General features: G+C 69.4%; 10 protein-coding genes. All 10 read left to right on the top strand.

Translation table 11 applies throughout. The features are described from left to right. Positions 1–891: uridine diphosphate-N-acetylglucosamine-binding protein YvcK (gene yvcK / locus AB0I98_RS48435; protein WP_362952695.1), on the top strand; the 891-nt coding region annotated here is incomplete at its 5' end. Next, positions 882–1,865: a DNA-binding protein WhiA gene (gene whiA, locus AB0I98_RS48430; RefSeq protein ID WP_155056445.1), complete on the top strand. Its 984-nt coding sequence runs from the start codon at positions 882–884 to the stop codon at positions 1,863–1,865. The genes yvcK and whiA, both read left to right, overlap by 10 nt. Before the next feature lie 151 nt (positions 1,866–2,016). Continuing rightward, complete coding sequence (locus tag AB0I98_RS48425; protein WP_362952693.1) at positions 2,017–4,968, top strand: M14 family zinc carboxypeptidase; 2,952 nt, start codon at positions 2,017–2,019, stop codon at positions 4,966–4,968. Between the two features lie 235 nt (positions 4,969–5,203). Then, complete coding sequence (gap, locus tag AB0I98_RS48420; RefSeq protein WP_328366724.1) at positions 5,204–6,211, top strand: type I glyceraldehyde-3-phosphate dehydrogenase; 1,008 nt, start codon at positions 5,204–5,206, stop codon at positions 6,209–6,211. 123 nt (positions 6,212–6,334) lie between these two features. Beyond that, the gene (locus AB0I98_RS48415) at positions 6,335–7,546 is read left to right on the top strand and encodes a phosphoglycerate kinase (RefSeq protein ID WP_362952691.1); all 1,212 of its coding nucleotides are present in this window, start codon (positions 6,335–6,337) and stop codon (positions 7,544–7,546) included. Between the two features lie 6 nt (positions 7,547–7,552). Then, entirely contained in the window at positions 7,553–8,329 is a 777-nt protein-coding gene (tpiA, locus tag AB0I98_RS48410; protein WP_362952689.1) for a triose-phosphate isomerase, read from the top strand. Positions 8,330–8,442: 113 nt separating this feature from the next. Then, a complete protein-coding gene (gene secG / locus AB0I98_RS48405) occupies positions 8,443–8,673 on the top strand; it encodes a preprotein translocase subunit SecG (RefSeq protein ID WP_210576005.1) in 231 nt (76 codons plus the stop codon). 199 nt (positions 8,674–8,872) lie between these two features. Next, positions 8,873–9,208, top strand: a complete 336-nt coding sequence (locus tag AB0I98_RS48400; protein WP_003957010.1) for an RNA polymerase-binding protein RbpA — start codon at positions 8,873–8,875, stop codon at positions 9,206–9,208. A 133-nt stretch (positions 9,209–9,341) separates the two neighbouring features. Then, positions 9,342–10,610, top strand: a complete 1,269-nt coding sequence (locus AB0I98_RS48395; RefSeq protein ID WP_362952687.1) for an MFS transporter — start codon at positions 9,342–9,344, stop codon at positions 10,608–10,610. Between the two features lie 73 nt (positions 10,611–10,683). Then, entirely contained in the window at positions 10,684–12,339 is a 1,656-nt protein-coding gene (gene pgi / locus AB0I98_RS48390) for a glucose-6-phosphate isomerase (RefSeq protein ID WP_362952685.1), read from the top strand. Positions 12,340–12,408 lie beyond the last annotated feature (69 nt).

The raw sequence follows: 12,408 nt of genomic DNA, 5'->3' as shown, positions 1-12,408 counted from the left end.
ACCGGCGACCTCACCGCCGTCGTCACGGTGGCCGACGACGGCGGTTCCAGCGGGCGCCTGCGCGATGAGCTGGGCGTGCTGCCACCCGGCGACCTGCGCAAGGCGCTGGCCGCGCTCTGCGGCGACGACGACTGGGGCCAGACCTGGTCCCGCGTCATCCAGCACCGCTTCCAGTCCCAGGGCGACCTGCACGACCACGCGGTCGGCAATCTGCTGATCGTCGCCCTGTGGGAGCAGCTCGGCGACCATGTCCAGGCCCTCGACCTGGTCGGCAAGCTGCTGGGCGCACACGGCCGCGTGCTGCCCATGTCCGCCGTACCGCTGGAGCTCCAGGCCCTGGTCAAGGGCCACGACCCGGACCGCCCTGAGGACGTCGACACCGTCCGTGGCCAGGCCACCGTCGCGCTCACCCCCGGCGAGGTGCAGTCCGTACACCTCGTACCGCACGACCCGCCCGCCGTCCCCGAGGCCGTCGAGGCGGTCCTCGACGCGGACTGGGTGGTGCTCGGCCCCGGCTCCTGGTTCTCCTCGGTCATCCCGCATCTGCTCGTGCCCGAGCTGCTGGACGCCCTCACGCAGACGAAGGCACGCCGGGTACTCTCCCTGAACCTCGCGCCGCAGCCCGGAGAAACCGAGGGCTTCTCCCCGCAGCGTCATTTGGAGGTTTTGGGACGACACGCCCCTAAACTCGCCCTGGACGTGGTGCTGGCCGACGAGGCCGCCGTGCCCGACCGCGCTGTACTCACCGAGGCCGCCAAGCGGCTCGGTGCGGCGGTCGAGCTGGCGCCGGTGGCCCGGAGGGACGGCAGCCCCAGGCATGACCCGGAGCTGCTGGCCGCCGCGTACGACCGTATTTTTCGGATGCATGGAAGGATCGGCCCATGGCGATGACGGCAGCGGTGAAGGATGAGATCTCCCGGCTCCCCGTCACCCGGACCTGCTGCAGGAAGGCGGAGGTCTCCGCCGTTCTGCGGTTCGCCGGCGGCCTCCATCTGGTGAGCGGGCGCATCGTGATCGAGGCGGAGCTGGACACCGCGATGGCGGCCCGCCGGCTCAAGCGGGACATCCTGGAGATCTTCGGCCACAGCTCCGAGCTGATCGTGATGGCACCCGGCGGGCTGCGCCGCGGTTCGCGCTACGTCGTGCGGGTCGTCGCCGGCGGTGACCAGCTGGCCCGGCAGACCGGCCTGGTCGACGGCCGTGGTCGCCCGATCCGCGGCCTGCCCCCGCAGGTGGTCTCGGGGGCCACCTGCGATGCCGAAGCGGCCTGGCGCGGCGCCTTCCTGGCCCATGGCTCGCTGACCGAGCCCGGCCGCTCGTCCTCCCTCGAAGTGACCTGCCCGGGTCCCGAGGCCGCGCTCGCCCTCGTCGGCGCCGCCCGCCGTCTGTCGATCGCCGCCAAGGCCCGTGAGGTACGCGGCGTCGACCGGGTCGTCGTCCGCGACGGCGACGCCATCGGCGCCCTGCTGACCCGGCTCGGCGCCCATGAGTCGGTGCTGGCCTGGGAGGAGCGCCGGATGCGCCGCGAGGTACGGGCCACGGCGAACCGGCTCGCCAACTTCGACGACGCCAACCTGCGCCGCTCCGCGCGCGCGGCCGTCGCCGCCGGCGCCCGCGTCCAGCGCGCCCTGGAGATCCTCGGCGACGACGTGCCCGAGCATCTCGCGGCGGCGGGCCGGCTGCGCATGGAGCACAAGCAGGCCTCCCTCGAGGAGCTCGGCGCGCTCGCCGACCCCCCGCTGACCAAGGACGCCGTGGCGGGCCGTATCCGCCGACTGCTCGCGATGGCCGACAAGCGGGCCCAGGACCTCGGCATCCCGGGCACGGAGTCCAGCCTCACGGAGGAGATGGCCGACGCCGGCTGACCCGAAGACGCTCGCAACACGCCGGTGCCGACGCCCAACTGGGCATCGGCACCGGCGTGTTGTACAGCCTTGAGGCACCCTTGACTCGATCATGAACTGTCATGAGCCTGGCATCTGTTCGCTGCTGTGGCGACCTTTGCTAGGGGGGTTCATGAGACATAGAGCGAGATCGATCCTCGCTGTCGGCACGCTCCTGATCGGTGGAGCGAGCATCGCACCCATTGCCCAGGCACAGAGCGGTAGTTCGTCCTCCGGAGGGGACGAGATCAAGGTCTTCCGCGCCGACGTCACCAAGAAGCAGGTACCCCTGCTGCTGGCCACCGGACAGGACGGCCACGAACTCGGCGAGCACGTGCCCGACAAGGGCACGGCCACCGTCGAGGTCTATCTCACCGACCAACAGGCCGACAAGCTCGAGAAACAGGGCGTCGACCTCACCGAGCACACGCTGTCCGGCAAGGCGGAGGCCCGCGTCGAGGCCGCGGCCGAGGGGGTGTTCCGGCCGTACAGCTCGGACGGCGGACTGCGGCAGGAGATCCTCGCCACCGCACGGGCCAACCCGGGCCTGACCAAGGTCGTCTCCATCGGCAAGACCGTCAACGGCCAGGACATCCTGGCGCTGAAGCTCACCAAGAACGCCAAGAAGACGAAGGACGGCGCCAAGCCCTCCGTCCTCTATCTCTCCGCCCAGCACGCGCGCGAGTGGATCACCCCGGAGATGACCCGGCGGCTGATGCACCACTACGTGGACAACTACGCCACCGACAAGCGCATCAAGAAGATCGTCGACACGACGGAACTGTGGTTCGTCCTCACGGCCAACCCCGACGGCTACGACCACACCTTCGAGAACTCCGACAACCGCCTGTGGCGCAAGAACCTGCGGGACGTCAACGGCGACGGCGTCATCAGCACCGGCGACGGCGTCGACCTCAACCGCAACTTCGCCTACAAGTGGGGCTACGACGACGAGGGTTCGTCCCCCAACCCCACCAGCCAGACCTACCGCGGCGCGGCCCCGAACTCCGAGCCCGAGACCCGGGCCCTGGACGCCTTTGAGCGACGGATCGGATTCGAGTACGGCATCAACTACCACTCCGCCGCCGAACTCCTCCTCTACGGAGTCGGCTGGCAGGTCGCCACACCCACCCCGGACGACGTGGTGTACGAGGCCCTCGCCGGCACACCGGAGAACTCCGCGATCCCCGGCTACCACCCGCAGGTCTCCTCGGAGCTGTACACCACCAACGGCGAGGCCGACGGCCACGCGGCGAACGTCAACGGCATGGCGATGTTCACCCCCGAGATGTCGACCTGCGAAACCGCGTCCAGCGTCGACCCCGACGACCAGTGGAAGCCAGAGGACTGCCAGTCGATCTTCACCTTCCCGGACGACGAGACCCTGATCCAGCAGGAGTTCGCCAAGAACATCCCGTTCGCGCTCTCCGTCGCCGAGTCCGCCGCCCACCCCGACCAGCCGTCCTCCTCGGTCGGCCTGAAGGCCGCCGACTTCACCCCGGCCCCGTTCACGACGTCGTACTCCCGCGGCGCCGACCAGGAAGTCTCCGTCGTCGCACGGAAGTCGGTGCGGTACAAGGAGCTCAAGTACCGCGTCGACGGCGGCCGTACCCGGGACAGCGCTCTGCGGCCCTGGAAGGGCGGAGAGACCTACGGCGGTGAGGACAACATCCACTTCGACGAGTACCGGGCCAAGGTCCGGGACGGCGAGCCCGGCGACAAGGTCGAGGTCTGGTTCACCGGCAGGACCAGGAGTGGAAAGCCCGTCTCCAGCAAGCACTTCACCTACACGATCGCCGAACGGCCCAGGGCCGACACGCTCGTGGTCGCCGAAGAGGGCGCGGCGGCCACGCGGGCCAAGACCTACGTCGACGCGCTGAAGGCCAACGGCCGCAGGGCGGTCGTCTGGGACGTCGCCACCCAGGGCGCGCCCGACGCGCTCGGCGTGCTCAGCCACTTCGACACGGTCGTCCACTACACGGGCGCCGGCGTCCCCGGCAACGCCACCCAGCTCCAGCTGCGCGCCTTCCTCAACGAGGGCGGCAAGCTGATCGAGGCGGGCGAGCAGGCCGGCGGCTCCGTCGACCTCGGTGGCGGCACCCTGTCGAACGACTTCAGCCAGTACTACCTGGGCGCCTACACCCGTACGTCCCTGCCGGACGCCACGTCCTTCCAGGGCTCCGGCGCGCTCCTGGGCGCCACCACACCGCTGGGCGGCGCTCCCGGCAACCCGCTGAACGCGGCCGGGTCGTACAGCGTCACCTCCGACACGCTGCCCGTGGACACCCATCCGCAGTTCGAGAGCGCGGGAGCGGGCGCCTACCCCGGCACCGTCAATCCGTACGGCCCGTACGAAGGCGCCTCCATGGCCGCCGTCACGCACAGCGACTACGCCTGGAACCGCCTCACCCGCACCATCGACCTCACCTCGGTGAGTGCGTCCGAAAAGCCAACTCTGCGGACCAGGCTGCTCTGGGACACGGAGAAGAGCTACGACCACGCCCTCCTGGAGGCGCGCACGGCCGGTGCCGACGACTGGACCACGCTCCCGGAGGCAGGCGGCGCGACCAGCACGGCGGCGCCCGCCGAGTGCGACGCCGGGTACTTCATCCAGGCGCATCCCGCCCTCAAGCGGTATCTGACGCTGGCCGGAGGGGCCTGCACGCCCACCGGCACGACCGGTTCCTGGAACAGCTTCACCGGGTCGTCGTCCGGCTGGCAGGAGGTCTCCTTCGACCTCTCCGCGTACGCCGGGAAGAAGGTCGAGGTCTCCCTCGGCTACGTCACCGACCCCGGCACCGGTGGCCGCGGCGTCCTCGCCGACAACGCGTCCGTCGTGATCGGCGGCAACGCCGCGGAGACCGAGGGCTTCGAGACGTCGCTGGGCGCCTGGAGCACCCCCGGACCGCCCGCGGGCAGCCCCGCGGTGGTCAAGGACTGGGGGCGCGCGGGCGAGCTGTTCAAGACGTACGGCGCCGTCACCACGGACGACACCGTGCTGCTGGGCTTCGGTCTGGAGCACGTCACCGCGCCGATCGGCCGTACGACGCTGATCGGCAAGGCGCTGAAGGCGCTCGAGGGGTGAACCGGCCGGTCAACGGTGACCGACTCTCCGTAGCGAAATCGAGTGATCTGTGAGTGATCACGTCTCTCGGTCAGAGCGGTCCGTACCCCTACTGGTGGGTACGGACCGCCCTGCCGTGTATGGGACATCTCGATGTCACCACGGAGGCCACAGGGAGGTAGGGTCGTAGGCGGTCGGGGACATCCCATACAGCTCGCCGGTCTCGAAACCGGCGTACCAACGAGGAGATCGGTTCGTGACGATCCGCGTAGGCATCAACGGCTTTGGCCGCATCGGTCGTAACTACTTCCGCGCGCTGCTGGAGCAGGGTGCAGACATCGAGATCGTGGCTGTCAACGACCTGGGTGACACCGCGACCACCGCTCACCTGCTGAAGTACGACACGATTCTGGGGCGCCTCAAGCAGGAGGTCACCCACACCGCCGACACGATCACCGTCGACGGCCACACGATCAAGGTGCTCTCCGAGCGCAACCCCGCCGACATCCCGTGGGGCGAGCTGGGCGTCGACATCGTCATCGAGTCGACCGGCATCTTCACCAAGAAGGACGACGCCGCGAAGCACATCGCGGGCGGTGCGAAGAAGGTCCTCATCTCGGCTCCGGCCAAGGACGAGGACATCACCATCGTGATGGGCGTCAACCAGGACAAGTACGACCCGGCGAACCACCACGTCATCTCCAACGCCTCTTGCACCACCAACTGTGTGGCGCCGATGGCCAAGGTCCTCGACGAGAACTTCGGCATCGTCAAGGGTCTGATGACGACGGTGCACGCGTACACGAACGACCAGCGCATCCTGGACTTCCCGCACAAGGACCTGCGCCGCGCCCGCGCCGCCGCGGAGAACATCATCCCGACGACCACCGGTGCCGCCAAGGCCACCGCCCTGGTCCTGCCGCAGCTGAAGGGCAAGCTGGACGGCATCGCGATGCGTGTCCCGGTCCCGACCGGCTCGGCCACCGACCTCGTCGTGGAGCTGTCCCGCGAGGTCACCAAGGACGAGGTCAACGCCGCCTTCAAGAAGGCCTCCGAGGGCGAGCTGCAGGGCTATCTGACCTACACCGAGGACGAGATCGTCTCCTCGGACATCGTCAGCGACCCGTCGTCCTGCACCTTCGACTCCTCCCTGACCATGGTCCAGGAAGGCACGTCGGTGAAGATCCTCGGCTGGTACGACAACGAGTGGGGCTACTCCAACCGCCTCGTCGACCTCACGGTCTTCGTCGGCAACCAGCTCTGATCCCAAGATCAGGCACCACGATGTGAACGCAGGGCTCGGGCAGCGCAGGGACGCGCCGTCCGAGCCCTGACTCACGTACAGATCAGCACTCTTGGACCACCAGCCCTCCCAGGAGCCCTCTTCATGAAGACGATCGACGAACTCCTCGCCGAAGGCGTGGCCGGCCGGCGGGTCTTCGTCCGCGCCGACCTGAACGTCCCGCTCGACAGCGGCACCATCACCGACGACGGCCGCATCCGCGCCGTGCTGCCCACCGTGAAGGCCCTCGCGGACGCGGGCGCCAAGGTCGTCGTGGCCTCGCACCTGGGCCGCCCCAAGGGCGCCCCGGACCCCGCCTTCTCCCTCGCCACCGCCGCCTCTCGCCTGGGTGAACTCCTGCGCAGGGGCGTGGCGTTCGCGACCGACACGGTCGGCGAATCCGCCAGGTCCGCGGTCGCGGGCCTCCATGACGGCGACGTCGCCGTCATCGAGAACCTGCGCTTCAACGCCGGGGAGACCTCCAAGGACGACGCCGAGCGCGGCGAGTTCGCCGACCGGCTGGCCGCCCTCGCGGACGTCTACGTCGGCGACGGCTTCGGCGCGGTCCACCGCAAGCACGCCTCCGTGTACGACCTCCCGGCCCGCCTGCCGCACTACGCCGGCTACCTCATCGCCACCGAGGTAGGTGTCCTGAAGAAGCTCACCGAGGACGTCCAGCGGCCCTACGTCGTCGCGCTGGGCGGCGCCAAGGTCTCCGACAAGCTCGCCGTCATCGACCAGCTGCTCGCCAAGGCCGACCGGCTGCTCATCGGCGGCGGCATGGCGTACACCTTCCTCAAGGCCAAGGGCTACGAGGTCGGCATCTCCCTCCTCCAGGAGGACCAGATCCCGGTCGTCAAGGAGTACATCGAGCGTGCGGAGAAGAGCGGGGTCGAACTGGTCCTCCCCGTCGACGTGCTGACCGCCACCGAGTTCCCGGACCTGAAGACCAAGGCACCCGCGAACCCCACCACCGTCGCCGCGGACGCGATGCCCGCCGACCAGATGGGCCTGGACATCGGCCCGGAGTCCGGCAACCTGTACGCCTCGAAACTCGCCGACGCCGCCACCGTCTTCTGGAACGGCCCCATGGGCGTCTTCGAGCACCCCGACTACGCCGAGGGCACCAAGGCGGTCGCCCAGGCACTCGTCGAGTCCAAGGGCTTCACCGTGGTCGGCGGCGGCGACTCCGCCGCGGCCGTCCGCATCCTGGGCTTCGACGAGACCGCATTCGGCCACATCTCGACCGGCGGCGGCGCCTCCCTCGAATACCTCGAGGGCAAGACGCTCCCCGGCCTCGCCGCACTGGAGGACTGACCCCGTATGACCACTCGTACGCCGCTGATGGCGGGCAACTGGAAGATGAACCTCAACCACCTCGAGGCCATCGCGCACGTCCAGAAGCTCGCCTTCGCCCTGGCCGACAAGGACTACGAGGCCGTCGAGGTCGCCGTCCTGCCGCCCTTCACCGACCTGCGCTCCGTGCAGACGCTGGTCGACGGCGACAAGCTCAAGATCAGGTACGGCGCCCAGGACATCTCGGCGCACGACTCCGGTGCCTACACCGGCGAGATCTCCGGCCCGATGCTGGCCAAGCTGAAGTGCACGTACGTGGCGATCGGCCACAGCGAGCGCCGGCAGTACCACGCCGAGACCGACGAGCTCGTGAACGCCAAGGTCAAGGCCGCCTACAAGCACGGCCTGACGCCGATCCTGTGCGTCGGCGAGGAGCTGGAGGTGCGCGAGGCGGGCAACCACGTCACGCACACGCTCGCCCAGGTCGAGGGCGGCCTCAAGGACCTCTCCGCCGAGCAGGCCGAGTCCGTCGTCATCGCCTACGAGCCCGTCTGGGCCATCGGCACCGGCAAGGTCTGCGGCGCTGAGGACGCCCAGGAAGTCTGCGCCGCCATCCGCGCCAAGCTCGCCGAGCTGTACACCCAGGAGCTGGCCGACCAGGTCCGCATCCAGTACGGCGGCTCCGTCAAGGCGGGCAACGTGGCCGAGATCATGGCCCAGGCCGACATCGACGGCGCGCTGGTCGGCGGCGCCTCGCTGGACGCCGACGAGTTCGTCAAGATCGTGCGCTTCCGCGACCAGTGATTATCCAGTGAGTATGCGGTAGCGGCGGAACGTCGTACCCTTGCGGGGGCACAGCCCGGTGGCTGTGCCCCTGTCGTCCATCCAGATCCGAGGAAGTTGGTCCAGCCGTGGTTATGGGGTTCTCGATCGCCCTGATCGTGTTCAGCGGTCTGCTGATGCTGCTGGTGCTGATGCACAAGGGCAAGGGCGGCGGCCTCTCCGACATGTTCGGTGGCGGAATGCAGTCGTCCGTCGGAGGCTCCTCGGTCGCCGAGCGCAACCTCGACCGCATCACCTTGGTGGTCGGGCTGCTCTGGTTCGCGTGCATCGTTGTGCTCGGCCTTCTGATGAAGGTGAACAACTGATCGGCACGCACATTCCGTACGTAAGGCCCCATGTTCGGTACGCGCAGCTGAGCGCGGCCTATCATGGGGCTTGCGTCTAGGTGTGGGGGCTGTAACTCCAATCACTGGACGCGCGTTGGGCCTTACGTAGACTGAGGCGCTCGCAGCGAAGCGAAACGCCGACTCGCTTCGCGGCACCATCACGCAGGGAGTTACGACCGTGGCAAGTGGCAACGCGATCCGAGGAAGCCGGGTCGGGGCGGGGCCGATGGGCGAGGCCGAGCGGGGCGAGTCCGCGCCCCGGCTGCGCATCTCCTTCTGGTGCTCCAACGGGCACGAGACGCAGCCCAGCTTCGCCAGCGACGCGCAGGTCCCCGACACCTGGGACTGCCCGCGCTGCGGCTTCCCCGCAGGACAGGACCGGGACAACCCGCCGGACCCGCCGCGCACCGAGCCGTACAAGACGCACCTCGCGTATGTACGGGAGCGGCGCAGCGACGCGGACGGCGAGGCGATCCTCGCCGAGGCACTCGCCAAACTGCGGGGCGAAATCTAGAAGTTGAGGACCGGCCGGGTACCGAGAGGTGCCTGGCCGGAGCTGTTTGCTGGCCGCCGGGCCTCCGCTCCCGGACCGATTGTCAGTGGTGCCCTCTACGGTTTGTGCATCGGGCGAATCGTGAGGGGGAGACGTGGCGACGGTCGTGACGGGGGACGGGTGCGCGCCGGCGTGGCGCGGGGGGTTCGGGCGGCTGTGGAGCGCCGCCGTGCTCTCCAGCTTCGGTGATGCGCTGCGTACGGCCGCCCTCCCGCTGCTCGCCGCGACGCTGACCGACCGGCCGCTGCTGATCGCCGCGGTGACCGCGTGTGGTTATCTGCCCTGGATCGTCTTCGGGTTGCTGGGCGGCGCCGTCGCCGACCGCGTGGACCAGCGGCGCGCGATGTGGATGGTCGATGCGGTACGAGGGCTGCTGGTCGCCTCCTTCGCGGCGGCCGTGGCTCTCGGACACGCCTCGATCGCCCTGCTGATCGCGCTGGCCTTCGCCCTGACCACCCTCCAGACCCTCTTCGACAACGCGTCGACGGCCTTGCTGCCCGCCCTGGTGGACCGCGCGGCACTCGGCAGCGCGAACGCGCGCCTGATGACCGGGCAGCGTCTCGCCGGCGGTCTGCTGGGCGCGCCGGTCGTGCCCCTGCTGATCGCGGCCGGAGCGGCGGTGCCCTTCGCGGCCGACGCGGTCACCTATCTGGTGGCGGCAGCGCTGGTCGCCACCCTGCGGACCGCCCCGCCCGAGCGGAAACCCAGACCGGCGGGCAGCACCCTGCGCCGGGAGATCGCGGAAGGGCTGCGCACCCTGTGGCGGGACCGGGCCCTGCGCGGCCTGTGCGCCGCCACCGCCCTGTGCAACATCGGCATGGGCGCCCTCAACGCCACGCTGGTGCTCCTGGTGACGGGCTGGCTGGACGCGGGCACCACGGGATACGCGGTGGCCATGACGGCGTACACGGTCGGCAGCCTGGTCGGCGGAGTGGCCGGAGGGCCGTTGATCGCCCGGGTGGGGCGGGTCCGCGGGGTGCTGCTCGCCGGGATCGTGCAGATCGGCGCGCTCGTGGTGATGGGCTCGGTGCGCAGCCTCGTCGGGCTGGCCGCGGCGCTGGCCGTGTTCGGGTTCATGGGCATGGTGTGGAACGTCAACACCACGACCCTGATGCAACAGCGCAGCCCCGCCGAACTGCTGGGCCGGGTCAGCTCCGCCTTCCGCACGGTCGGGGTCGCCGGGGCACCACTGGGCGCCCTGCTCGGCGGAGCCGTCGCCACCACCTGGGGACTGAACACCCCGGCCCTGCTCGCGGCCGCCTTCTTCGTCCTGTCCGTCACCGCGCTGATACCCGCGCTCAAGGTGAACGTACTTGTTGTTGCACCGCACGACGACACCACGACAGCTCACGTCACGCGCTGATCAACTAGGTTGGGACCGGCAGCGGGGCAAGGTACGCAGGCAGGACAGGTAGGAAAGAAGGCTGAAGTCCGAGATGAACGCAGAAAGCCGTACCCGGCTCAACCAGAGGCCCGAGTGGACCGCGCTGGCCAAGCACCGCGAGGAACTCGGCGAGGTGCAGCTGCGCGAGTTGTTCGCCGCCGACCCCGGCCGCGGCTCCGGCTACACGCTCCAGGTCGGCGACCTGTATGTCGACTACTCCAAGCACCTCGTCACCGACGAGACGCTGCGGCTGCTGCGTCAGCTGGCCGCCGCCACGGATGTGTTCGGCCTCCGGGACGCCATGTTCCGCGGCGAGAAGATCAACACCACCGAGAACCGCGCCGTGCTGCACACCGCGCTGCGCGCGCGGCGGGACGCGGTGATCGAGGTCGACGGGGAGAACGTGGTCCCCGGTGTGCACGCCGTCCTCGACAGGATGGCCGACTTCGCCGAGCGGGTCCGTTCCGGCGCCTGGACCGGCCACACCGGCAAGCGCATCAAGAACGTGGTCAACATCGGCATCGGCGGCTCCGACCTCGGCCCGGCGATGGCGTACGAGGTGCTGCGCAGCTTCACCGACCGCGACCTGACGGTCCGCTTCGTGTCGAACGTGGACGGGGCCGACCTGCACGAGGCCATCCGTGACCTGGACGCCGCGGAGACGCTGTTCATCATCGCCTCCAAGACGTTCACCACGATCGAGACGATCACCAACGCGACCTCGGCCCGCAACTGGCTGCTGGGTGAGCTGAAGGCCGGTCAGGAAGCCGTCGCCAAGCACTTCGTGGCGCTGTCGACCAACGCCGAGAAGGTCTCCGACTTCGGTATCGACACGGCCAACATGTTCGAGTTCTGGGACTGGGTCGGCGGACGGTACTCGTACGACTCGGCGATCGGCCTGTCCCTGATGATCGCCATCGGGCCGGACCGGTTCCGGGAGATGCTCGACGGGTTCCGGCTCGTCGACGAGCACTTCAGGAGCGCGCCCGCCGACACCAACGTGCCGCTGCTGCTGGGCCTGTTGGGCATCTGGTACGGCAACTTCCACGACGCCCAGTCGCATGCGGTGCTGCCCTACAGCCACTATCTGTCCAAGTTCACCGCCTACTTGCAGCAGCTGGACATGGAGTCCAACGGCAAGTACGTCGGGCGGGACGGTCTTCCGGTGGAGTGGCAGACCGGGCCGGTCGTCTGGGGCACGCCCGGCACCAATGGGCAGCACGCCTACTACCAGCTGATCCACCAGGGCACGAAGATGATCCCGGCCGACTTCATCGGCTTCGCCGAGCCGGTCGCCGAGCTGAGTGACGAACTGGGCGCGCAGCACGACCTGTTGATGGCGAACTTCTTCGCCCAGACGCAGGCGCTGGCCTTCGGCAAGACGCCTCAGGAGGTGCGTGCCGAGGGTGTGCCCGAGGAGTTGGTGACGCACAAGACGTTCCTGGGCAACCACCCGACGACCACCATCCTCGCGCGCGAGCTGACGCCGTCGGTGCTCGGCCAGCTGATCGCGCTCTACGAGCACAAGGTGTTCGTGCAGGGTGCCGTATGGAACATCGACTCCTTCGACCAGTGGGGCGTCGAACTCGGCAAGGTCCTCGCCAAGCGCGTCGAGCCCGCCCTCACCGAGGGCGCGGACGTGCCGGGCCTGGACGCGTCGAGCAAGGCACTGGTCGCCAAGTACCGGGAGCTGCGCGGCCGGCAGTAACCGCGATGCGGGGAGCGGACGGCGCGCGGCCGTCCGCTTCCGCTGGGCCGGCTGCCGCCGCGGCCCTAC

Origin of the sequence: Streptomyces sp. NPDC050211 (genome assembly GCF_040656035.1) — a bacterium.
Taxonomy (GTDB): Bacteria; Actinomycetota; Actinomycetes; order Streptomycetales; family Streptomycetaceae; genus Streptomyces.
The sequence above is the reverse complement of the archived record's forward strand: the minus strand, read 5'-3'. Positions and strand labels throughout refer to the sequence as shown.